This is a genomic window from Clostridium acidisoli DSM 12555 (genome assembly GCF_900176305.1).
GTDB classification, from domain to species: Bacteria; Bacillota; Clostridia; order Clostridiales; family Clostridiaceae; genus Clostridium_I; species Clostridium_I acidisoli.
Genome location: NZ_FWXH01000016.1, coordinates 1 through 25,074 on the forward strand (window position 1 = coordinate 1; position 25,074 = coordinate 25,074).

General features: G+C 28.5%; 23 protein-coding genes, 1 pseudogene and 1 other annotated feature. Of the genes and pseudogenes, 9 read left to right on the forward strand and 15 right to left on the reverse strand.

Annotated features, from left to right (window positions below):
- Positions 1–96: 96 nt before the first annotated feature.
- The 3 genes from metG to B8978_RS14915 all read right to left on the reverse strand — a co-directional run bounded on the left by metG (position 97) and on the right by B8978_RS14915 (position 7,774).
- Positions 97–2,037 (reverse strand): methionine--tRNA ligase, encoded by a 1,941-nt coding sequence (gene metG, locus B8978_RS14905; RefSeq protein ID WP_084116931.1) that lies wholly within the window; start codon positions 2,035–2,037, stop codon positions 97–99.
- 62 nt (positions 2,038–2,099) lie between these two features.
- Positions 2,100–2,349 (reverse strand) — a binding site (T-box leader).
- A gap of 47 nt (positions 2,350–2,396) precedes the next feature.
- Complete coding sequence (locus B8978_RS14910; protein WP_084116933.1) at positions 2,397–4,397, reverse strand: methyl-accepting chemotaxis protein; 2,001 nt, start codon at positions 4,395–4,397, stop codon at positions 2,397–2,399.
- 113 nt (positions 4,398–4,510) lie between these two features.
- Positions 4,511–7,774 (reverse strand): DEAD/DEAH box helicase, encoded by a 3,264-nt coding sequence (locus B8978_RS14915; protein WP_176212719.1) that lies wholly within the window; start codon positions 7,772–7,774, stop codon positions 4,511–4,513.
- A 210-nt stretch (positions 7,775–7,984) separates the two neighbouring features.
- Between B8978_RS14915 and B8978_RS14920 the strand changes: the two genes are divergently transcribed.
- Positions 7,985–9,082 carry a tetratricopeptide repeat protein gene (locus B8978_RS14920; protein ID WP_176212720.1) on the forward strand — a complete coding sequence of 366 codons (1,098 nt, stop codon included), beginning with the start codon at positions 7,985–7,987 and terminating at the stop codon, positions 9,080–9,082.
- On the opposite strand, the gene B8978_RS14925 is transcribed toward B8978_RS14920, so the two are convergent.
- The 4 genes from B8978_RS14925 to B8978_RS14940 all read right to left on the reverse strand — a co-directional run bounded on the left by B8978_RS14925 (position 9,079) and on the right by B8978_RS14940 (position 12,170).
- Positions 9,079–9,597, reverse strand: coding sequence for a spore maturation protein (locus tag B8978_RS14925; protein WP_084116937.1), 519 nt, complete (start codon positions 9,595–9,597; stop codon positions 9,079–9,081). The two genes, B8978_RS14920 and B8978_RS14925, sit on opposite strands and share 4 nt — an antisense overlap.
- A 12-nt stretch (positions 9,598–9,609) precedes the next feature.
- Positions 9,610–10,185: a nucleoside recognition domain-containing protein gene (locus tag B8978_RS14930; RefSeq protein WP_084116938.1), complete on the reverse strand. Its 576-nt coding sequence runs from the start codon at positions 10,183–10,185 to the stop codon at positions 9,610–9,612.
- Positions 10,186–10,303: 118 nt separating this feature from the next.
- A complete protein-coding gene (locus B8978_RS14935; protein WP_084116940.1) occupies positions 10,304–11,146 on the reverse strand; it encodes a L,D-transpeptidase family protein in 843 nt (280 codons plus the stop codon).
- 271 nt (positions 11,147–11,417) lie between these two features.
- Positions 11,418–12,170, reverse strand: coding sequence for a YdcF family protein (locus tag B8978_RS14940; RefSeq protein ID WP_242950573.1), 753 nt, complete (start codon positions 12,168–12,170; stop codon positions 11,418–11,420).
- Positions 12,171–12,334: 164 nt separating this feature from the next.
- Between B8978_RS14940 and B8978_RS20270 the strand changes: the two are divergent.
- A pseudogene (locus B8978_RS20270) lies at positions 12,335–12,784 on the forward strand (putative ABC transporter permease); the annotation flags it as partial.
- A 120-nt stretch (positions 12,785–12,904) separates the two neighbouring features.
- Complete coding sequence (locus B8978_RS20275) at positions 12,905–13,219, forward strand: hypothetical protein (RefSeq protein WP_242950576.1); 315 nt, start codon at positions 12,905–12,907, stop codon at positions 13,217–13,219.
- 14 nt (positions 13,220–13,233) lie between these two features.
- Here B8978_RS20275 and B8978_RS14950 read toward each other — a convergent pair whose 3' ends face one another.
- Complete coding sequence (locus B8978_RS14950) at positions 13,234–13,491, reverse strand: hypothetical protein (RefSeq protein ID WP_084116944.1); 258 nt, start codon at positions 13,489–13,491, stop codon at positions 13,234–13,236.
- A gap of 177 nt (positions 13,492–13,668) precedes the next feature.
- Here B8978_RS14950 and B8978_RS14955 point away from each other — a divergent pair, with 177 nt between their 5' ends.
- From B8978_RS14955 to B8978_RS14965, 3 genes are read left to right on the forward strand one after another with little or no spacing between them, the layout of a single operon-like run.
- Positions 13,669–13,908 (forward strand): metal-binding protein, encoded by a 240-nt coding sequence (locus tag B8978_RS14955; protein ID WP_084116946.1) that lies wholly within the window; start codon positions 13,669–13,671, stop codon positions 13,906–13,908.
- Positions 13,909–13,920: 12 nt separating this feature from the next.
- The gene (locus B8978_RS14960) at positions 13,921–14,106 is read left to right on the forward strand and encodes a hypothetical protein (protein ID WP_084116948.1); all 186 of its coding nucleotides are present in this window, start codon (positions 13,921–13,923) and stop codon (positions 14,104–14,106) included.
- Between the two features lie 20 nt (positions 14,107–14,126).
- A complete protein-coding gene (locus tag B8978_RS14965; protein WP_084116950.1) occupies positions 14,127–14,633 on the forward strand; it encodes an anti-sigma-I factor RsgI family protein in 507 nt (168 codons plus the stop codon).
- Between the two features lie 143 nt (positions 14,634–14,776).
- On the opposite strand, the gene B8978_RS14970 is transcribed toward B8978_RS14965, so the two are convergent.
- Entirely contained in the window at positions 14,777–15,679 is a 903-nt protein-coding gene (locus tag B8978_RS14970) for a polysaccharide deacetylase family protein (RefSeq protein ID WP_084116952.1), read from the reverse strand.
- Positions 15,680–16,046: 367 nt separating this feature from the next.
- On the opposite strand from B8978_RS14970, the gene B8978_RS19935 reads away from it, so the two are divergent.
- Together B8978_RS19935 and ispF are read left to right on the forward strand one after the other, a co-directional pair.
- Complete coding sequence (locus B8978_RS19935; RefSeq protein WP_176212721.1) at positions 16,047–16,223, forward strand: hypothetical protein; 177 nt, start codon at positions 16,047–16,049, stop codon at positions 16,221–16,223.
- 171 nt (positions 16,224–16,394) lie between these two features.
- Complete coding sequence (ispF, locus tag B8978_RS14975) at positions 16,395–16,871, forward strand: 2-C-methyl-D-erythritol 2,4-cyclodiphosphate synthase (protein ID WP_084116954.1); 477 nt, start codon at positions 16,395–16,397, stop codon at positions 16,869–16,871.
- A gap of 59 nt (positions 16,872–16,930) precedes the next feature.
- On the opposite strand, the gene B8978_RS14980 is transcribed toward ispF, so the two are convergent.
- The 5 genes from B8978_RS14980 to B8978_RS15000 form a co-directional block, all read right to left on the reverse strand.
- Complete coding sequence (locus B8978_RS14980) at positions 16,931–18,181, reverse strand: EAL domain-containing protein (protein ID WP_139796064.1); 1,251 nt, start codon at positions 18,179–18,181, stop codon at positions 16,931–16,933.
- A 126-nt stretch (positions 18,182–18,307) separates the two neighbouring features.
- Entirely contained in the window at positions 18,308–20,254 is a 1,947-nt protein-coding gene (locus B8978_RS14985; RefSeq protein WP_084116956.1) for a hypothetical protein, read from the reverse strand.
- A 101-nt stretch (positions 20,255–20,355) separates the two neighbouring features.
- Positions 20,356–21,477: an ABC transporter permease gene (locus B8978_RS14990; protein WP_084116958.1), complete on the reverse strand. Its 1,122-nt coding sequence runs from the start codon at positions 21,475–21,477 to the stop codon at positions 20,356–20,358.
- Between the two features lies 1 nt (position 21,478).
- Complete coding sequence (locus B8978_RS14995; RefSeq protein ID WP_084116960.1) at positions 21,479–22,261, reverse strand: ABC transporter ATP-binding protein; 783 nt, start codon at positions 22,259–22,261, stop codon at positions 21,479–21,481.
- Positions 22,262–22,276: 15 nt separating this feature from the next.
- Complete coding sequence (locus B8978_RS15000; RefSeq protein ID WP_176212722.1) at positions 22,277–22,879, reverse strand: TetR/AcrR family transcriptional regulator; 603 nt, start codon at positions 22,877–22,879, stop codon at positions 22,277–22,279.
- A gap of 179 nt (positions 22,880–23,058) precedes the next feature.
- Here B8978_RS15000 and B8978_RS15005 point away from each other — a divergent pair, with 179 nt between their 5' ends.
- Complete coding sequence (locus B8978_RS15005; protein WP_084116964.1) at positions 23,059–23,784, forward strand: hypothetical protein; 726 nt, start codon at positions 23,059–23,061, stop codon at positions 23,782–23,784.
- A gap of 668 nt (positions 23,785–24,452) precedes the next feature.
- Here B8978_RS15005 and B8978_RS15010 read toward each other — a convergent pair.
- Positions 24,453–24,812, reverse strand: a complete 360-nt coding sequence (locus B8978_RS15010; RefSeq protein WP_084116965.1) for a DUF7957 family protein — start codon at positions 24,810–24,812, stop codon at positions 24,453–24,455.
- Between the last annotated feature and the right edge of the window lie 262 nt (positions 24,813–25,074).

Consider the following 25,074-nt stretch of genomic DNA (forward strand, 5'->3'; position numbering starts at 1 on the left):
GACTTACCAAATTAAAATTTGGAGTACTTTTTAAAGGAAACTCGACTCACTGCGTTCGCTGAGTAAGTTCGACTTACCAAATTAAAATTTGGAGTCTCACTTAACTTGGCTTCCTGTTGGAAGTTGGCCTGGTATTGATACAGTAAACAATTTACTGTCATCATCAGTGGCTGCTGCAAGTATCATTCCTTGAGAAATTTCTCCTCTAAGTTTTACCGGTTTTAAGTTTGCTACTAAAACAACATATTTCCCGATTAAATCATCTGGTTTGTAGTACTTAGCAATTCCTGAAACAACCTGTCTTTGCTCTCCTGCTAAATCCACTTTTAATTTTAAAAGTTTATTTGATTTTTTAACTGGTTCACAGGCAAGTACCTTCACAACTCTTAGATCAAGCTTATCGAAATCATCTATAGTTATTTCATCTTTTATTGGTTTAATGTTTTCATGTTGAGTTGCTTTAACTTGTTCTTCTTTTATTTTATTAAGAACTTCTAGTTTTTCATCTACATCTATTCTTGGGAATATTACTTCACCTTTTTCAATTTTACTGCCGCTTCTTGTGCCATCAAAAGAAAATAAACTATCCCAAGTTGTAAGTTCTATGTTAAGTTGTTTATTTATTTTTTCACTTGTTTCTGGCAAGAATGCTGATAAAAGTGTAGATGCTATTCTAAGGCTTTCAATTAAGTTGTATAAAACTGTCCCAAGTCTTGCCTTTTTACTCTCATCCCTTGCAAGTATCCAAGGAGTTGTTTCATCAATATACTTATTAGATCTTCTTATAAGATTCCAAATTTCATCAAGTGCTTCAGGTATTTTTAAATTATCAATGTGTTTCTCTATTTTTTTAGGTGTTTCAATGGCTAAAGTTATAAGTTCATCATCTATAGCTTCTTTTTCAGTTGGTGCTGGTATAACTCCATCAAAATATTTTTCTACCATTGCTGCTGTTCTTGAAACTAGATTTCCAAGGTCGTTAGCAAGGTCTGAATTTATTTTCTTTATAAATATTTCATTGTTAAAAAGTCCATCAGAACCAAATGGTATTTCATGAAGCAAATAATATCTTACTGGATCTGTTCCAAATTCATTTATTAATACTACTGGATCTACAACATTTCCTTTAGATTTAGACATTTTTCCACCATCAACTAGAAGCCAGCCATGGCCAAAAACTTGTTTTGGAAGTTCTATTCCAAGTGCCATCAATATAATAGGCCAATATATTGTATGGAATCTCAATATGTCTTTTCCTATAAGATGCACATCACATGGCCAATATTTTTTAAATAATTCATCATTTTCGGTTCCGTATCCAAGTGCTGAAATATAGTTCAAAAGAGCATCTATCCAAACATATATTACGTGTTTTTCATCAAATGGAGCTCTTATTCCCCAATCAAAGGAAGTTCTTGATATACATAAATCTTCAAGACCGGGTCTTAAAAAGTTATTAAGCATTTCATTTTTTCTTGATTCTGGTTGAATAAAGCTAGGATGATCCTCTATATATTTAATAAGTCTATCTGCATATTTTGAAGTTTTAAAGAAATATGCCTCTTCTTTTGCTCTTTCAACTGGTCTTCCACAATCTGGACATTTTCCGTCTACAAGTTGTGTTTCAGTCCAAAAAGATTCGCATGGAGTACAATACCAGCCTTCATAAGATCCCTTGTATATATCTCCCTGTTCATATAACTTTTCAACTATTTTTTGTACAGATTTTTCATGATAATCATCTGTAGTTCTTATAAATTTATCATAACTTATATTCATCATTTTCCATAAATCTTTTATTCCTGCTACTATTTCATCAACATATTCCTTTGGCGTAACACCTTTTTCTTCAGCTTTTCTTTGTATTTTTTGTCCGTGCTCGTCAGACCCTGTAAGAAGCATTACATCATATCCTGTAAGTCTCTTAAATCTAGCAAGTGCATCTGCTGCAACTGTTGTATAGGTATTTCCAATATGAAGTTTCGCTGATGGATAATAAATTGGTGTAGTAATATAGTATTTTTTCTTTTCACTCATTTGCTATTTCCTCCTAGTTTTTTAAAAATAAAAAAGCCTCTAAATAAAAGCTTTAGCTTTCATTTAGAGGCGAATTACCGCGTTACCACTCTAGTTTATCTTTGTCTTGCAACAAAGAACTCATTAAGTGACTCCTTAAAACAATTTCATCACTTTGCACTATAACGTGTGCCTTTACGTGATATCCTAAATCTAATTTCAGATATCCTACTCAGGGGCCATGTTCATAAATTTCAATGTTACCGACTTTCACCTATGCCTCGGCTCTCTTTACACATATCCGTTTATTACTCTTCCCATCAATGTATTTACTTACTTTCTTAATTATGTTATAACTTTTGAACTTTATTGTCAATACGCTATATCACAAATTTCTTAACTGAATCTTCAAGTTTTATAGAAGTAACCTTGTTATCGTCAGAAAGATTTCTTATTTTATCATTTTTTTCATTTACAAGTGTTATACTTTCCGCAATCTCATTAGATGCTTTAGATACATCTTCTATTGTCTTATTAATATCATTCATATTTTCTGAAACTATTTCCATAGATTTTGCAATTATATCCGATGCATTAGAGAATTTCACCATAACATTATTAAATACAGTTCCATCGTTTTTATATTGTTCACTTATATCTATGAAACTTTCATAATCTTTTATTATATTATTCTCAATAATATTTAAAATATCCTCTGCAACTACTGATAATGTATTAACTGCCTTTGTTACAGCTGCTACATTTGTTTGTATTTTTCCTACATTACTAGAGGATTGCTCTGCAAGCTGTCTAACTTCTTCTGCAACTACTGAAAATCCCTTTCCATTCTCACCTGCTCTTGCTGCTTCAATGGCGGCATTCAAAGCAAGTAAATTAGTCTGCTCAGCAATTTTAAGTATTCCATCCGCCATATTACTTATTTCATTAACTACCTTTGCATCTTCTATGGATTTTTTAAGTTTATCCTTAGAATTATTACATACAAGAAGCATTTCTTTTCTTGAGCTTAGAGTTTTTTCTTTTATGTCTTTTGCTTTTTTCTCTATCTCTAATGACACCTTAAGTCCATCTTTTGCATCCTCAGAAGTTTTATTTATACTGTTATTAACTTCTGAAGATTTTGCTGCTATTTCTTGAATTGATGCTGATGTCTCTTCCATTCCTGCTGAAATTTCTTCTGTTGTTGCAGTAATCTGCTGAACTTTATCACTTAATTCGCTAAACATTTCATTCATCACAGAGGTGCCTTCATTTATAGTTATACTTTCAGTTTTAACAGATCCAATAACTTCCTTTAAATTTTCTGTACATAAATTAAGTGCTCTTGCTATGTCTCCAAATTCATCTTTTGTATCTATTGATATTTTTTGTGAAAAATCGCAATTTGACATTTTAAGTACATGTTTCTTAAAGATTTCCAAAGGTTTAGTTACATTTTTTGCAATGAAGTATCCATTAATTATTCCTATTAAAATAAACAATATAGTAATTATAATTATAATTTCGGCTAACTTGTACGTTGATGCTAAAGCTTCACTTTTAGGGAGAACAACTCCTAACGACCAATTTGTATTTGAAACGGGTACATATGCAATCCACATTTCTTTTCCATCAGAACTATATTCTCCAACGCCTTTCTTCCTTGCAATCATTTCTTTTTCATATTTAACTATTCCACTAAGGTTAGGATTGTTATGTAAATTTGTTAAGTCATTATCTCCATCATATACAAGTGTAAGATTTTTATATGCTAACTTAGTTCCATCCTTATCAATTATAAATCCATATCCATTTTTGCTCATGCTTACACTATTAACAGTATCATTAAGACTTCTAGCATCTATGTCTCCAACCAATGCACCTATAACATTTCCATTATTGTCTTTAATGGGTACAGCTAGTTCTACTACAACTATTCCATCCATTGTTCTTACAGGATCAGATATTGAATTCTTACCAGCCAATGCATCTGTAACATATTTTATTTTACTATCGCCTTTTCCCTCTAATGATACATTCTCACCATCAGTATCATGTGTAGAGAGTGAAGGATCAACAACTTCAAACTTAGAAAATCCCAAGTCATTTTTTACCTGATTAAGCATACTAATTTGAGCATCAGAATTATTATTTTTCATTTCTGGTCTAGCTGCAACTAAAGCAAGTTTATCATATTGGCTTTCTAGGTATTTATTTATCATACCACTTGCATCTGCTGCAGTATTTTTAAGCATTGTTTCATTACTATCTTTAAGGGTGGTGTAGGAATTATAAAAACCTGCTGCACCTATTACTCCACCCATAAAAATAACTAAAATCGCTATTTTAACTATTATTTTCACCGTTACTCGACTCTTCATTTGTTTATAGCCCCCATTCAAATTAGCATTTTAATAATTTTATAAAGTAATTATACACTAATTTTATCGATTTTATAATAAGATATTAAAAATTTATTATATTTAGTACAACATTAATTGCCAAATATATCTTTGATGTCGCCTTCCGTCATTTTAAATATGGAGGATTCGTCAATATTGTCCATTTTCATAACTTTATTTATAATTTCTTTCTTTTTTTCTTGAATCTCATATATTTTTTCTTCTATAGTTCCTCTAGTTATAAGTTTAATTACTTCAACTGTTTTTTTCTGTCCAATCCTATGTGCTCTATCAGACGCCTGTTGCTCTACAGCTGGATTCCACCAAGGATCGTAATGGATGACTATATCTGCTCCAGTTAAATTAAGACCAGTTCCACCAGCTTTTAAAGATATGAGAAAGATTTTACTATCTCCTTCATTAAATTCTTCAACGATATGCCCTCTCTCCTCCATCTTTGTCTGTCCATCAAGATACATATGTTTAATATTTGTTTTCTTAAAATGGGTACTTATATTTTTTAACACACTAGTAAATTGAGAAAACAATAATATTCTATGCTCCGAATTTATATTTTCTTCAATTATGTTATCTAAAGCCATAAGTTTACCATTTTCTCCACCGTAATTTTCAATAAAAATTGCTGGATCACAGCATATCTGCCTAAGTCTTGTAAGAACTGCTAATATAGCTATTTTACTTCTATCAAAACCTTTTTCTTTTATATTTCTATCGATTTCCTCTTTTGCATTTTGAAGATATGCAGCATACACTTTTTTCTGATCATCACTCATTTCAACTAAAACTTTATGTTCAATTTTAGGTGGAAGTTCTTTAACAACTTGTTTTTTTAGTCTTCTTAATATAAAAGGTCTAACATGTTTATTAAGTTCCTCAAGAGCAACTTTGTCATTAAATTTTACTATAGGTAATTCATAGGCTTTAACAAATTTTGAATGCGATAATAAGTATCCTGGCATTATGAAATCAAATATTGACCAAAGTTCAGTAAGTGAATTTTCAATAGGTGTACCTGTAAGTGCAAAATAATTTTTTGCTTTTAACGACTTTACAGATTTTGCATTTATTGAATTTGGATTTTTTATTTGCTGAGCCTCATCTAAAATACAATATTTGAAATTTATATCTTCATAAAAATCAATATCTCTTCTAATAAGCGGATATGATGTTATTAATAAATCATAACTTCCATAATCTTTTATTAATTTTTCTCGTTCTGCTTTTGAGCCATTTATAATTAAAATCTTTAAATCAGGATAAAATTTTTCTATTTCATAACTCCAATTATAAACTAAAGAAGTAGGTGCAACTACTACACTTGTTCCACTTGCTCCCCCTATCTCTGATGCCAAAAGACATATAACCTGCAATGTTTTACCTAGTCCCATTTCATCTGCAAGAATACCTCCAAACCCACAACTAGCCATTGACTTTAACCATTTAAAGCCTATTCCCTGATATTTTCTCATTATTTTTTCTAGGTTTTTAGGAATTTTAAAATCTGAGTTTTCAACATTTTTTATACTACTTATTAAGTCTTTAAACCTACTATTTCTTTCAAAATAATTCATGTTGAAATTTTTTATATTATCATCTATATATAATGAATTGTATTTTGGTATAATTATTTTATCTTTTTCTAAATCTGAATCACTTATATCTAAATAATCTATCATATTTCCAATGGATCTTATATCATTTGAGTCAAGTGGTACAAAACCACCCTTTTTTAATCTATAATATTTTTTTTTCTGTTTTAATGCGTTAAATATATTTTTCAACTCACTTTTATCTACTCCATCAATTTCAAAATTAAACTCTAATAGGTCACTGTCATTAATCCTTATTCCACCTATATAATTAGCTGTATTATAAATTTTAAAATTTTTAAATGAACTAGAATAATATATTTCACAAATATCTTCAATTTCGTTTATTCCTCTATATAAAAATTCAACTATATTTTCTTCATCGTTATTTATAAAATCGTCACCATATTTCTGAAACTTATAACTTCTAAATAAATTCACTATTTTTAGCTCTGTTTGTATGTCCCTAACTAACACAGTCTCTTCTTTCCTATATTCTTCTTTTCTAAGTGGATTTATCTGTATTTCTCCGTAACAAAATTTTATTGTGGCAATTATCATATCATTTGATTTATCTAAATAAATTTTTGTGCTGAGGGTTTCCTCACGAAACTTTTGCTCTAATGACTTATCAATAGTTACTCTATCGCTTATTTTTTTAAGACTGGGTATTATATATGATGCTATTGCTTCTCCATCAGATAGATTAAAACTAATAGTATTTTCCTTTTCACGCTGAAATGCATTATAAAATGGTATAAACAACTTCCTATGTGCTGAATTAATTTTATATATATTTTCTTCATAAAATACATACTCTACATCTCTTGTTACTGGGTATGGTTTTTCGCCTTCTATGGAGAGTTGTATATCTTCTTCTTGTTCTAACAATTCAAATTTCATAGGTATTTTTTCATCATAAACTTTAACATTCTTATAAGTTCTGCCTTTTACATTAACACTTATATTTCTATTACTAATTAGTTCCATAAATCTCTTGACTTTAATATCCGTTAAATATATCTTTTTACCTACTAAAAACTTTTGAGAATTGCTGCCGAATGCACCAAAATTTCTTTCATCATCTTCATAAGCTTCCTCGATTAGATTTATGATATCTTTATCTTCATCACTAAAATACTGAATTAGTGGCTTAAATGTGAATTCTTTTCCATATTCTATTTCATTGTTTTTTAACAAGTATGCAATTATAAAATCTCTAACATTTTTCACCACATACAATTTTTCCATACCAATTTTAATCTCTATATTGGAACCCTTCATAGACCAAGGGTTAATTTCAAGTTTAACTTCCATATTTAACAATTCTATTGGCTGTTCTGTTTTTGCCATTCCTTGTTTTATCTCATTGAAAAGTCTCCGAGATTTAATAGAGTACCTATTATCAATATTAATTATACTATCCTTGTCCCTTATATATTTGAACATAGTAGCTGCTATATGCGGGCAAATTCTTTCATTCAAATAGTAGTTATGAAAGCCCATACATTGGCATCTTACCTTAGTAACACCCGATTTATCATTAAATACTATTTCATTAAATAAATCTTTATTCTCATCTTCTACTAATGAGTTAATATGTGTTTCTGTAAATTTATGAGTGTCATCTACAGTTTTTGTTGAACTTATATTTTTAACTTTTCCTTCTTCATAATATTTCTCTGCAATTTTATATGCAACATCATCAGCCCAATATCTAACAGTTTCCTCTCTAATATCAAACACTATCATCACCTGCCTATTTATACATTCTATCCAAAAAGATATCTTCCAATCTCACAATATAATACTATATTATATAATACCATATTTTATATATTATGTTGATGTCTAACTTACATTTAACTTCGTAATATGAAGCTGTTACCCATAATTGCTAATGTGTTTAGTATATTATATAATGTAGTCATAATGACTAATGTGAGGTGTTTCAGAATGAATAAAAAACGTATACAAATATTGTTTGTCTTAATACTCTCAGCACTTTTAATATCTGCCTGCGGTAACAATAGCAAAAAGTATATAAACTCTGGAGATTCCTTGTTTAAATCAGGGAAATACTCACAAGCAATAAATTCTTATAATGAGGCAATAAAAAGCTACAACAAAAATCCCGAAGCATATACCAAAAGGGGCTATTCCTATTATATGCTTAAAGACTATACTAATGCTTTGGATAGTTTAGATAAATCAATTAATTTAGATCCAACATACATAGATGCTTATTTATACAAAGCATATACACTTTCAGTAGAAAACAGATATTCTGAGACAATCACTTTGTTAAATAAAGCTTTAAAAATAGAACCCAAAAATCCTAAACTACTTAACCAAAAAGGCTTTGCTCTAATGCTTTTGGGAAAATATACTGATGCTGCTACCTGTTTTGACAATGCAATAAAATTAAGTCCTAAACTAGCAGATGCCTATGCAAATAGAGGAATGTTATATGCACGATTGAACGATATTAATAATACAGATAAATATTACGATATTGCATTTAAATTATCACCAAATAACGGCGATTTTTATAATCAATATGCTTTAGCACTTAGACACTTAGGTAAAAATGATGATGCTTTAAATGCTATAAATAAAGCTATAACCATCAACCCAAAAGATGCATTATATCATTTTAATAAAGGTACACTATTAGATGAAAAAGCTTTATACAATGATGCCATAGCCGAATATAATGCTGCAATAAAAATGGACCCAAAATATTCAGAAGCTTTTACTAGCAAAGGTAGTTCTCTTTCGGCTTTAGGTAAATATACCGAAGCCATTACTGAATTTGATAATGCAATAAAATTAAATCCTCAAAATAGCTATGCATATAATAACAAAGGTTGTGCTCTTTACAAACTTGGTAAATTTGATGAAGCTTTAAAATGTTTTGACGCTTCTATAAAACTTAATCCAAGTTTCTATGATGTATATGTAAATAAAAGCAATGTACTTTCTTCTGAAGGTAAGATAAAAGAAGCCTCTGATGTACTAAAGGCTGGTAGTAAATTTAAAAGTAATAATTAATATATAAACTTTGCAGATATAACCGCCATAATAATTGCTGTTATATCTGCAAACACAGCGGCAATTAAGGTGTGTCTAATCTTTCTTATATTAACAGCTCCATAATATACAGTTATTGTATAAAATATCGTTTCTGTAGAGCCCATCATTATTGAACCTACTAGACCTATATAACTATCTGCTCCATATTTTTTAAGCGTTTCTGCAAATATTCCCATGGCACCACTACCAGACAACGGTTTAATCATTGCTAAAGGTACAAGTTCTGGTGGCAAGCCTATTACATTTACAAATGGCTTAACAAGTTTTATAAAGTAGGCCATTGCCATAGAGGATCTAAAAACAGTAACTGCCATTATCATTGCTAGTAGATATGGCATTATTTTAATACATATGTTTATGCCATCCTTTGCTCCTTCTACAAAGCACTCATATACCTTTACGCCTTTAAGCATTCCACTTATTACTACAAGACCTATTATTATTGGAATTATTGCCTTTATTATATAACTCAATTTTTACACCACCTAAAAATATCTTTCTAAAATGCTACAGTATATCATTCCCATAATTGCAGCAACTGCTGTTGTTATTATTGCTGGAATTATAATTATTCCTGGATTTTGTGATCCAGAAGCAGCTCTTATGGATATTACAGATGTTGGTACAAGCTGTATGCATGCTGCATTTAACACTAAAAATCTTGCCATATCATTAGTTGCTACGCCCTTATTTGTATTTACCTTCTCCATAGCCTCCATAGTTTTTATTCCAAAAGGTGTAGCTGCATTTGATAATCCCATAATATTCGATGTTAAGTTCATAATCATAGGTGCAACTATCTCTGGGTTATTGGAACTTTTTCTAAAAATTATTTTTAATAAAGGCCGTAAAATTTTAGATAGCATATTTGTGATTCCACTCTTTTCCGCAATCCTCATAACTCCACACCACAGACACATAAGCCCAATTAATTGGATTGTTAATTCCACTGTAGCTGCCGTGGAATCTATTATAGATTTTGAAACTATCTCTCCCCTGCCCGTTATGATTCCAAATACTATCCCAACAATTAAAATAAAAAACCATACATAATTTATCACAATAATCACCTCATTTATTTATATAAACAAGCTGTCATTAAAATTACTAAAACAAAAAAATACTGGTTAACATACATAATTTATGCTAACCAGTATTTAAGTTTTAAGTTTTAAGTTATTACTGTATCCATATACCAGAACCAATTGGAACATTATCATATATATATTTTGCATCTTCTAATGCTAATCTTACACATCCATGTGATACCCCATTTCCTAAAGTACCATCTACTAAATTACCATTTTTGTCAAATAAAACACTATGAAATAAATAATTGCCTTGTATCTGTGTAAAATATCTACATACTATGCCATTTGGAGTTGAAAATTGTGGGCCTTTATTGCCTACAAAGAAGTGTCCTGTAACCGTTGGTGTACCTGAGGTGCCTGATGCACAGGAAAATTCATTTATTAACTTCCAATTTCGATTAGTGCCATTATATATATATACCTTTTGTTCCGCTATATTCACCATAATTAAGTAATTTGTGTAACTTGATAAATCCACACTGTTAACTCTATTTTCATAGGTAGCTACATTTGATGCATCGCTTCCATTTAATACTGATTGAGCTTTTGGAATATACATATCAGCCGCTGTGGGTTTCTTTTTTAAGTCAGCTAATGTTTGACCTTCTACTATGCCGCTAGTAGATAGTCCATGCCTATGTTGAAAATCCATAACAGCATAAATCGTTTGTTCTCCATAATCCCCGTCTAGGCCTACGCTATATCCAAACCCATTTATTTTTTTCTGAATATCCTTTACGTCATCTCCCTTATCCCCTGCTTTTAAAACTGTTCTTGCTGGTGTTTTTGGCTTAACAGGCGCTTTCTTAGTTTTAGTAGCTACATAATATTTAGAATTGCTTTTCTTTTGACTTTCAGTCTTATTTCCGCAAGCAGAAAAACTTAAAGCCAATATGAATATCATAGTTACGATAAAAATTTTATGTCTCATTTACATCCCATCCCTTTATTGAATTGTATTTTAGGATTTTTAATTATACAATTATTTATGCTCTAGGTATAATACCAGTTTAATTATACTGCAAATTTTATATATATTTATATAAATATTAAACTTTAATTCTTTAATTTATCCATTCGCTACCATCCGTAAGACTCCAACTTCTGCAAGCATTGAGTTAACGGATGCTACGCGCTGGATTGGTTCAACTAACACTCAGATGGTGTCAAAACCAAAACACCATCTGAGTGCAAGTTTCACTTTATCTATCTAAAAAAAATGATTTTATCACACCAAAATATTCTCTTACATAATAATTAGGTATTAATATATAATTGACTGGAGATGCTATTCCTTCCGAATCTATTCCAGCCCTTTTCGCCAAAAATCTCGCTCTAAACACATGAAAATTACTTGTTACTATAGCTATATTTACTTCTTTTTTATCGTTTATATTCTTCAATATATTATATGTATATTTCATATTCTGAATGGTATTTGTTGACTTATCTTCTTTTATTATCGATTCACTTTTAACTCCATTTTTCACAAGATACTCTTTCATTGCTTCTGCTTCAGAAATATCTTCCCCTGGTCCTCTTCCACCAGATACAATGATTTTTACTTTTGGATATTTATTTATATATTTTAGCGCTGTTTGTGTTCTTTGAAGCTGAACTAGTTGCATTGTTTTGCCTTTTATCCCAGCACCAAGTACAATAATATAATCTGGCTTACTTCTAAGATTAGTATGTGAATTGTAAACAATATTTCCCTCTATTAATATAAATGAAATAATAATAACACTAATCAAGCTTTTAAATATAAATAAAAGTTTATTGTTTTTATTTATATTTAATTTATCCTTTAATAAGGCAAATATTATAAAAATACACCCTAAAGCAAAAAAGAATTTAACAAAATTAATATTTGTTCCAAATCTAAAAATACATATAAAAAAATATAATATATTTATTAAACCTAAAAATAATAGTGCTTTTTTCAAATTATCCACATATATACCTCTACCTTCTTCTAATATAAACATCTTCTGTTTCAATGTTATAAACATCTATGGTATTATTATACATATACTTTATATAAGATTTCAACTTTCTTTAAAACAAAATTTGCTATTTTTTACTTTTAATACTTTGCAGGAGAGGAAGGTGCAATTAAATGCATTTCATTCTATTAATTTATTCTAAATATTATTATATATTTTTTTATTTTATTATTTATTCCTTTTTAGGCTGGTGTTTAGAAGTGCTCTATTCATTTAAAAATAAATGTAAATTTGTCAATAGAGGTTTTTTAAATGGACCTTTTTGTCCGATTTATGGCTTTGGTGCTATTTCTTTAATTACTGTGTTATCTCCTCTAAGGCAGAATTTACCGTTTTTACTTATTGGATGCTTTCTATTTCCTTCTGCTATTGAATATTTTACAGGTTTTGTTTTAGAAAAGGCTTTTTCTGCCACTTGGTGGAATTACTCTCGTTATAAGTTTAATCTAAAAGGCAGGATATGCCTTCGATTCTCTATTTTGTGGTGGGTAGTTTCAGTTTTTTTAGTAGTTTTTATTAACCCTAATATTACTGATAAATTAGCACAAATGCTGCCAATAAGATGTAGATATGTACTATTGATTTCATTTACCTCGTATTTCATTATAGATTTTTATATAACTTTACTTTCATTAATTAAACTAAAGAAATTATTTACTCAAATCACACATATATCTTTTCAATTGAATATAAAGTCTGATTCTATATATAAAATTAAAAATTCAATAAAAGCATTAGAATTAAGATCTACTGCTAAAAATTTTAGTAACAAAGTGTCTGATTTAATTGAAAACAAAATATATAAACAGGAAGACGATTCATTAGAAAAACTTGAAATTAAATTGTCTGAACTTAAGCGTACTTATGATCAATTATTAAATAAAATAGCTCATAGTCACAAAAGATTTTTTACTGCATATCCAGACTTAAAGACTAAATTTAACAAAAAAATCTTAAGCGAAATTCACGAAAAGATAAGAAAAATAAATAATCACTAAATAATTTAAATTTATTAAACATTTTTAGGCAATATAACAACATCATATCTCATGCTTAGATTTTTTGACAACGGATTCTTTTCGGTTATTTGCCTAACTTCCTCCATGTCCTTTGCCTTAAATACTAAAGTTCCTCTATTTTTATTATAAAAACCACCTGCAATTAAATACTTGTTAGCTTTTATATCGCTATTTCTTATCTTTGTGCTTTTAACACCATCTTGAGCAATATTGTTGTAGCTTATTCTTACAAATAAATTGTTTTTCTCCATATGTACCTTCCTCCATTAACTCTATTATTTTTTATAATATATACTTAAAAACCCTTCGAACTTTTGTTCGTATTATAATTGTACAGAACATTTGTTCGTGTGTCAATATAATTTTTTTGTTTTATAAAAATATATGCTATAATACATGATATATTAAGTTTTAATTTGGAGGCCATTATGATATTAACTGATATAATGAAATTTATTGAAAGTGAATATAAAGTTATAAACAATACTCCTTGCGAGATTTGTGGTGGCGATTACGAAGCTGACCAATTAGAAATTCTTCTAATTGATGATGTACCATTTGACGTTTGTCAATGTTCATGCTGTAATTGCGGTCATGAAAAAACATTTGAATTTTATGCACCTTTTGTAACCGAAAATGATTTAAAAAACATAACTAATTTAAATTAAAGGAGATATAAAATGGACAAAACAAGCATTGAACTTGCAACTAAAGAAATTGATGAAGCACTAGATACTGTAAATTCTATGGAAAATGATTTAGGTAAAAACAGTTTATCCGAATCTAATATTAAAGAACAATTTATATTCTTATCTAAGAAGGTAAAAGAACTTGAGAACATATTAATCGAGGAAGGAATTTTGTAAGCTATTATAGGTGATTATTAATGGATAAAGATAAGAAGCTAATATCAATGGATTTATATAAAGCAGATACCATGAATGATCCTAAAAATACTACTTCTCCTAAGAAAAGATTTTCTAGATTAAAATCCGTATTATTATCTATACTTATTATTATTTTTCTTGCTACTGTGGGAATGTTATATGCTTTTTTTACTCCAACTAGTTTTATAGTTATTGATGTTGGTGCATCAATAAACTTAAAAGTAAACAGATGGAACAAAATAATTGATGTTTCTTCCTTAAATACAAAGGGTGAAACTATATTAAGCATTTCAAAAGTTAAATATAAAAATATAGAAGACGGACTTACCCTTATTTTAAGTAATGCAGAAGAGGAAAACTATATAAATGCATTAAGTACAAATGAACAAAAAAAACAGGTTTCTGTTTTTATTTCAGGTAACCATTTAGATTTATCCTCCTTTTCAAATGTAGCACAAAGCAGGAAACTTGATTTAGAGCTAAATCAAAGTGGTACTGACAACTAAAAATATCCCAAAACACTAATTATGACAATTAGTGTTTTGGGATATTTTATTTGTAATAAGGATGATTTCTCTCCACTATTTTTCTGACGTAGGAGGAAAATTTTCCTTATAATCAATTTTTTATTTATAAAACTAAGTACATGTTAATAGTTATTGTTATTTACTCTATTCTCAAAATCTGCTTCCGTATGTTGTGGTGATATGTATACTCTACTTAGCTTAAATTTGTCATCAGTTTTATATGTCCACTTACCATCCCTACTAAACCCTAAAGTATATCCTGCATTTTTAGCATCTAATAAAGTATCTGCATTATAACTTCCAAACGGATACGAAACATAATTAACTTTTTTATTTAATAATGCTTCTAGCTTATTTTTTGAATCTTTAAGACTTTCCAATTGAGAAGTGCTTGGCAAGTTTGAAATTCTAACATTTTCATCAGTACCACTTTCTATGTCAATACCATTTTGTTGCAGTTCTTTTAACTGTGCTGAAGTCAAATAATTAGACTCTTTATCTATAGCATCTGCAACAACGAATATTGTGGCTTTAAATCCATATTTTTTTAACACTGGATAAACATTAGTATAATTGTCTTCATAACCATCATCAAATGTAAGCACTATAGATTTTTGAGGTATAGGTTTATTGTTGGTTAAAAAGTCATTTATCTCATCCATTGTTAAAGTAGTAAAATTATTATCTTTTAAATATTTCATCTGTGAATCAAAGTTTTGATTTGTTATCCTCAAAGGTGCAAATTGACTTGAAGCTGCATTATCACTCACACTATGATACATAACAACTGGAACCCCATCATTATCATTTTTCATTGGTACAGATGCAGCTGTTGTAGTATTACTATCCTTTACAGTAGTTTTATTCTGAGCTTCAGTAGTTTCTGTAGCAACACTTTTTATATTCTTTACATTTTGCGCCGAGTTATCACTTTTCTTGTTGATATTTACCACTATAGCCCAAGCAATAACTGCAATTAAAATTAAAAAACTAACACTTATAATCTTTTTCTCTTCATTTCTCATTGTTTATTCCTTCCTGTGCACTTACAATAATTATTATTCCCTTTTTAATTTTATCAAAATTAAGTAAATTTATCTATATACTTTGAAAAAATGTATTTTTATTAATATAGTTATGAACATTATCCACAGGTTGCATGTTGTTAACCTGTGAAAATAAGTTTTATCTACTGGTTTAAAAAATAATTATTTTAAACTTATTAACATTATCCACAACTTTGTGGATAACATGTGGATAATTGATATTAATTTTCAGAGAATTGAAAAAAATTTAAGAATTTTCAGATTATCTATTAACATTTACTAAAAAAAATAGTATTATAATAATATAAAGAGAATTAATTAACTCTTATGAAAGGTGGGAGTTTATATGAAAAGTAATGTTATTTATGTTGATTTTACACACAAGAAAGTTTCTGGCAGTAAAGATAAGTTTTCACTTGAACAATTAAAACAACATATTAAGGATAAGTTTTATTTTATTACTAATAGATTAAATCCTTCTAACAAATGTAAACGTATACCATCAAAAAGGCATTTTTCTTAGACCTCTGATTTGAAATAGATTAAAACTTTTCATTGACATTTATTTAATATATAAAGTTGACTTTATGTTTTAACCGAGTTTTGTTAGACTCGGTTAATTTGTTTTATACATTTAACCATACAGTATTTTTTTGATATAATAAGTATTATATATTTTAATTGGAGGTATAAAATGAGAGTTGGACTCGGTTATGATGTACATAAATTAGTTTCAGAAAGAAAACTTATACTTGGTGGAGTGACTATAAATTATGAAAAAGGACTTTTAGGCCATTCTGATGCGGATGTGCTTGTACACGCAATAATGGACAGTTTGTTAGGCGCAGCAGCCCTTGGTGATATTGGCATCCATTTTCCAGATAAAGACCCTAAATATAAAGGTATAAGCAGCATTCAGCTATTAATAGAAGTTTCTAAGCTAATAGATAAGGCTGGTTTTAAAATCGGAAATATAGATGCAACTATAGTTGCCCAAAATCCTAAGATGTCACCTCATATAAATTTAATGAGAGAAAATATAAGTTCCGCTTTGAATATATCAATAGACCAAATTAATATAAAAGCTACTACTGAGGAAGGGCTTGGTTTTACAGGATCTGGAGAGGGTATATCCTCTCATAGTATATGTTGTATTGAGGATAAGAAATAACCTATAAAATTAAGGATGATTTTTTTAAGTTCTACTTATAAAAATCATCCTTTAAATTTCTAAATATTTATATGGTCTGGATTAAAGTCTATGCATAAAATATATTCTTTTCCTAAATTATCTTTAAATGAAGATGATATTGTTATACAAAGGTTACCAGTTGCCATTGAAACATAAGGTTCTGTTACATACCTATTTAAACTCATGCTTCTTAAGAAATAATAATATTTCTTTAGAGAATGATCTGTTCCCTTTTTAGCTGGCTGAAAAATAAGAGCTTTTTGAGTTATCATATTTTTACACCTTGTGGCTGTGTTTGTGGCCTGTTCACCATTATCATTTAATATATATGCACATTCAAGTACAGAATACTCATCCACGGTTTTATCTATTATAGAATCAAAGTCTGTTTTCTTTGAATTTTCAAGCTTATTTATGATATTGTTTATTATCTCATCGTATTCTCTATGAGACTCTTCTTTGGCATTTATTTCTTCTGACATATAAGCTTTATAATCAGTTCCAATTTTATAGACTTTTTCTTTTAAATCTACCAAGTTTATTTTATCGGCAGAAATAGGATCGCAAAATGCTTTCCCTTGAATCATATCTGCTCCAAGTTCCATAACAACCATTGCTTCTGATTCATTTTCTACGTCTTCTGCAATTACAAGTGCCCCAACTTTTTTAGATAAATTTATAAGTGACTTAAAAATTTCTTGTTTGTAATAATTATAACTTATTTCCTTAGTTATAACGCTATTAATCTTTATTATATCTGGTTCTACATAAGAAATTCTATCCAGATTTGCAAAGCCTGATCCTAAATCTTTAAGTCCAATTAAGAATCCCTTGCTTCTATAAAAATTAATAAACCTCTGCATTGATTCTATATCTTCAATTTTTTCTTCAACAATCTGAAGAACTATGTTTCTTGGTTCTATTCCATATTCATTTACAACATTCATTAATATTCCAGAACCAATATACTTATCTATTATAGATATATTTATATCTATAAATAATAATACTTCTTTGTTCTTTTCGTATATGTCAAGAAAACTTTCCATAGCTTTCTCTCTGTAAAGTCTATCTAATTCTATAGCTTCCCCTTCTTTAAGTTCTTGTTGAACTATTTCATCCCTAGATATAATATTCCCATCAACATCTGGAAAACCTACAAGTAACGCTTCAAGTCCGATAACAGATTTTTTTATTATAGATACAATTGGCTCAAAATTCAGTTGTAAATTTCTGTCTTCCGTTATTTTATTTATATTCAAGCTCATGCCTTCTTTTTTATTACTCAAAGTTCAGCCCACCTCTTTCTTAAATATACTCTATTTATATTATATTTGTACTAGAACTTGCATGCAAGATTATTTGTGCTTTTAAATTGGTAAAATATCAAACTTTTTATTGAAATAGTCTAAATTTTAATAATATGTCTTAGAATTTGATATTTTATTTACAATTTTCTTAAAATTTCCTGGAAGTTGTTTTCGAATTTCTCTTAACATTTTTTTCATGTTTTTATTTTCTATATTAGCTAATATTTTGTTGAAGGAGCTATCTTTAAAAGCTTCTGTATCTAGTTCATAAAAATATGAAAATAGTCCGCTTTTAAATCTTCCTTCAACTATAGGTTTATCTAAATCTTCAAAGTTATCTGAAACCCAAGCTATATATTCCCTTGCTTTATCATTCCCACTATTATCATTGATATATTTCATTAGCTCATTTACATTATATAAAACAGTGTCATTTGCATAGACAGTTTGTTCTGCAAAAGCTACCATAATATTTCTAAAATTCTCTCTTATTACATCTTGTTTATAATATTCTCTAATTAAATGCTCCAAATTGAACATCTCCTCTCTAGATAAAGAACAAATAAAATTTTCTATCTCTCTTAATTTTATCTTACTTTCTCTATTTAAAAGAGCTTGAAGATAGTATATACTCATAAACTTTGTATCTTCTTTATGTTGAGACTTCTCTAATTCTATAGCTAATATATTTTCATAATTAACTTTATTTAAATCAATAGCCTCAAACATATACCCGTATATCTTTTTCTTTATTCTAGTCTGAAATTCCACATATTTGTCTTTATCATCAACAGTTGGGCATAATCTATAAAAATCCTTTAGATAATTATATGTTATTGTATATTCATCTACCTTTGTTTCTCTTTCTTCAATTATATCTATTATTTTATTTTCAACAAATTCACCGAAAAAATCCATACTTATTACTTTTGGAGAAGTTTTTGCCCAAAAACTTATATGCTTTAATACATCTCTTAGATCCTTTGATTCACCAATTTCATCTAATATATACCATTTGAGTATATCCTCAACAAAGGTATTATTTACGAACAATATATCTATTAATTTTCTAAAGATTACAGGATTTGTATTAGCCTTATAAAAAACACTTTTTACATAATTCAAATTTTGTGAAGTTTTAGCATCTACTATGACTAATAACAAATATGCGTTTATGGTTTTTTTAATATTTTCTCCAAATTCCTCATCAAAACATGTGTCTACATATTTATAAGAACTTAATATCATATCAATAGTATTTTCATTAGGTGTATATTTTTCTCTTTTTACCTTTTTATTTTTAAATTCTTCTTCAAATACATTGAAAAAAAATTTAACATAATTACTCTTCCTAACTTCATCTTGTGATTTTATTATGTTTTCATACAATGTTTTTAGGAAATTTAACATATCCTCACAATTTAACTTTTCTCTGTTTTCATTTAAAATAAATATTTCAGTTATATCATCATATTCACTAATGCTAACCTTATTATATACAGTATTCTCAGCTATACTCTTTAAATTTTCTATTTTCTCTTTTTCATTTAAATTATCAAAAACGAAATTTAAATAAATTGATTCAATATTCATGTTTCCTAAAATAAATTTTTCTCTTTTAAAATCAAAGCAATATTCATCTTTAATTTTTTTTAGTTTTTTCTTGTTTTCTCCTGAATATATAATTATTTTTTCATTTTCACAAGAAAAGTTTAAATGCATAACAATTTCACCAGGAATACACCTTTTTATAAATATAATAAGGCTCATAACGTATAATTCTATACTTTCTACAGGTGAATTGAGAACTATTGAAATTTTACTTTTTTCACAAACAACTTTAAAACAAGCTAATACAATATACTTAAAGTCTTTTGAATTTATATCTGCTTTTGATAAAAACTCTTCTTTTGAGGTTATAAATTTAGTTATATTTTCTTCATGGAAATCTTTAAATTCCATGTCTTCACATGAGAAAAATTGTTTATTTTCTTCTTCTATAGGAATATTATTATTTTTTTCTTTTTTTGATCTATTCCCAAATAATTTCATAAAAATATCATCCCTAAAGTTATTTTTGTGCTTTTAATATCTACATTATACCTAATAACTATAAACTATTCACTAATTTTTTATTAGAGATGGCTATTTTCCTATTCTAAATTCCTTTTAAATCTAAAAATACTTACTCCTAAAAGTACTATTCCGAAAATCAACAATACAATTACGTCTTTATATATATAACTTATGCCCACACCTTTTAATACAATTCCTCTAACTATATTTAAAAAATATGTTAATGGTATAAAATAACCTATTGCATTAATTATCTTAGGCATTGCTTCCCTTGGAAAAATAAACCCTGATAACAATACACTTGGCAAAAGTATCATAAATGTCATTTGCATAGCTTGAAGTTGTGTCTTAGCTGTAGTAGAAATTAATATTCCAATAGCAAGTGAGCATATTACAAAACCTAAACCCAGAAAAATTAGCAATGGCAGACTTCCACTTATGGGTACTCCAAAATAATCAAATCCAAAAAACATAGCCAATAAGAAATCAAAAAATCCAATGAAAACATATGGTGCAAGTTTTCCCAGTATTATATCCATTGGCCTTAGAGGTGAAACTATTAATTGTTCAATAGTTCCCCTCTCCTTTTCTCTAACAATGGCAAATGCTGTAAGCAAAATAGTTATATTTTGCAAAATAAGTCCTACAAGACCTGGTATCGTAAAATTTTTATTTTTTAAATCTGGGTTGTAAAGAACCTTTGTACTTATATTTATTCCACCTGAATTTAAATCTTTTTTTGCATTTTTATTAATATAAATTTTATTATATTTTTCGCCTGATAGAACTGCTGCATTTAAAATTGTCCTTGCAGTGGTAGCATCTGAACCGTCAATTAAAATTTTAACATTAGTTTTTTCATGTTCTTTAAGTTTTAAAGCATAATCAGCTGGTATAATAATAGCAGAATGAACCTTTCCCTCATCTAAATATTTGTCTATTTCAGTGTAACTTTTTGTTCTCTCCGTAATCTGAAAATATTTTGTGTTTTCAAAGTTTTTTATAATATCTTTACTTTCCTTTGTATTGCTCATGTCCATTACTGCAGTATTAATATTATCTAATTCAGTATTTACAGCATATCCAAATAACAAAATCATCATAACTGGCATAATTATTGAAATAATAAGACTTGCCTTATCTCTTTTTATCTGAATAAATTCCTTTTTCATGACAAATAGGAATCTTTGAAAATTCATTTTATTTTTCCTCCTTTACCGCAAATTTTAATTTTTCAACGGATATTTTAGTATTTTGATTTGTCTCTTTTTCTACATATTTTATAAATACATCCTCCAAATTTTCTACGCCCTCTTTTCTTATGAGTTCTTCTGGAGAGCCCTTCGCAATTATATTACCATTAAATATAAATGCAAGTTCATCACAACTCTCTGCCTCATCCATGTAGTGTGTTGTGACAAGCACGGTGATACCCATACGAGAAAGTTCATGAATTATATTCCAAAATGTTCTTCTTGATACTGGATCAACACCTGCTGTTGGTTCATCTAATACTAACAGTTTAGGCTGATGTATTAATGCGCACCCAAGAGCTAATCTCTGCTTCCAACCTCCAGATAGAAATTTTGTAAGCACGCGTTCTTTTCCTTCAAGTCCTGCCATTTTTATTATGTCTTTTTTTCTTAAATCCCTATCCTTTTTATTTAATCCATATATACCAGAGTAAAAATCTAAATTTTCATTTACAGTTAAGTCTTCATATAAACTAAATTTCTGTGACATATAACCTATGTTTTGCTTTACTTGCTCATTTTGCTTTCCAGTATCATAACCTAATACTTTTACAGATCCTTTTGTTGCTTCAAGTACACCACAAATCATTTTTATAGTTGTGGATTTTCCTGACCCATTTGGACCTAAAAATCCAAAAATTTCTCCTTTTTTAACATTAAAGGATATGTTATTTACAGCTATAAATTTTCCAAAACTCTTAGTGAGATTATTTATTTCAATTACATTCATAAATTTCACCCCTCATTATTTTCTTAATCCATTTAAAATAACGTCTATGATTTTGTCTATTTTATCATCTTCATTTTCAACACCACTAATTAAAATGTAATTTTGCACTACATAAGATACCATCATCCCTAATATTGCTGCCTCAGCTACTTCTATGTCAACTTCCCTAAATATACCTCTTTCCGTATATATACTTAAAAACTTTCTCATTACAAGTCTAGCTTGAGGAAATATATTATTTTTAATACTTACAGCAACCTCTGGTGTATATAAAGCTTCTGTCACAACAATTTTCATTATATCCTTATACTTTTTTACAAGTTCAATTCTATCTTTAATTAATATTTTTAATACCTCTTCCTCATTTTTATTAGAGTTTTCTTCTAAAATGTTAATTAACTTTTCTGATATTAATTTTTCACCAACAAACTTTGTAAATTCATCTATTATACCTCCAATCAATATATCTTTTTTTGTTTTAAAATATCTGAATACCGTACCTTCAGCAACCCCCGCTTCTTTTGCAATTTCACTTGTGGTTGCTCCATTATAACTTTTCTCGGCAAATATCTTTATTGCCGCCTTTAAAATTAAGTCCCTTTTGTTTTGTCTAATCAAGATATCTTCCTCCATAACATATATCAATTAAATGAGTGATTACTCACTTTTATTATATGCCAATAGTTCCTAAATGCAAAATCTTTTTCTAAATATTTTTAATGCCCTGTTGACACAAAAACTTCTATAACTTATCTTATCATTAGTAGCAACTAAATATTTTTAAGGAAGGTGAATAAATGAAAAATTTCAAAGAGCATTACCCCATATATTTAACCCTATTAGCACTTTCTGCCATTATATATTTCTTTCAATTTTTATTATTCAACGATACTCATGACACTTTTTTTTATTTACTTCAAGACATGGCTTTTCTACCTATTAATGCCCTTTTTATTACTTTAATTTTAGATCAAATAGTTTCTTCAAGGGAGAAAAAATCTAGACTAGAAAAGATGAATATGGTTATTGGGGTATTCTTTAGTGAAGTTGGTTCTGAACTAGTAAGATATTGCTCAAAATTTGACACTGAGTATGAGCAAAATAAAGATAAACTTTGTATTACCGATGCTTGGACTTTTTCAGATTTTGATGCAGCAACTGATGCTATTAAAAAATATAACTTTAAAATTGATAGTAGACTCAATACTTTTGATGAATTTAAAAATTTTTTAATCTGTAAAAGAGATTTTCTTCTTAACCTTTTAGGAAATCCTATACTTTTAGAACATGATATCTTTACGGATTTATTGTGGAGTATATTTCATATTTCTGATGAATTATACATAAGAAAGGATTTTAGTGCGTTATCAGATGAAGATTACACTCATTTGTCAAAAGACATTGATAGAGTATATGGACTCCTTATTTACCAGTGGTTATCTTACTTAAAGCATCTTAAAACTAATTATCCATATTTGTTTTCTCTGTCTCTTAAACAAAATCCATATATTTCAACAAAATAAGAGGCTGTCGCATTAGCATAAAAAAATATGCTAACGCGGCAACGTTTTTCTTAGTATTTCACAGATATTTTCATGATTTTTAGACACAAATGAATTCAAAAATTAAAAATGGCGCACTTTAATAAGCCATCCATATTGAGGTTTTTTTGATTTAATGCATTTGCTCTTGTGACTGCAGTTACTACAGTCCTCAGAGGTATATATTGTTTTTTCACAATGTTAGTCTTGATTTTTTTATATTTAGGTTGAGAACTTAGCCCTATTCGACCAAGTTATTGATTTCACTAGATTTCCTACGTCCAAGGTAAGCCTTATTGCGTCTAAGTTAGACCTTGAAAAGAAAAACTCCAACGGACACCATTTTAGTATCCATTGAAGTTTTGCTATTAGCTTGAATCATCCAGCAAGAAAAGCTTTTGTTGAATCTACTATGTTTCCCATAGCGGTCAGCATTGAAACCTCTTTTTGACGGCTGTTTGTTGCTTTTGAATGTGTTTTTTTACTTGGTAACTGACAGATTTACTGCGTAATTTGAATTACGCAGCTAACAGAATCATATTTATTTGTCTACAATCCACATGGCACAATAAATAGCTATCTTACAATTTAAGTATTTCTTTTTTGTAGTCAGATTATAAATCTATTGCGGTCACCTTATATAGAGTAAGTTACTTTGTCACTAGTTTTCCAATTATTCTTTTTGTCTTAACATCAATTATTTTTGCTATACCTGAAAAAGTATTTACTACCAAGTTTCCTTTCTCATCAGTCAAAATACCTGTATACATGTCTTCATTATGGATTATATCTTTTATATTCCATTCTATAACACCACTTGCATTTATTGCGTAAACACCATTAACAGGTTGCTCAAACATTTTTATGTTTCCTTTTTTCTCAATAGAATCGAATGTATGAACAATTAATAATCCTTCAATTTCAACAACCCTATTAATATTATGTCTAAAATCATTCTGTTTATTATTAACCATTAAAACCGTATCATCACTTATAGTGTATGTAATCATTTTCGACATCTCCCTTATGCATTCCCAAAGGAATCTCCTTCGGCTAAAGCTGGTTTAAATCCTAATTCACCTATAATATTCTTTAGGTTCGATATTTCTTCGGGTAAAATAGTTTTAATTTATAGTGTTTGAGAAAAATGTAGCATACAAATTTTAAGGAAATACCTATGAAGCCAATGACTTATGGGGTCAAGGGGCGTATACTTTAAGGCTTTTGCATTGCCAAAGAAGCCTTAAAAAATCACGCTGAGGCATATATCTC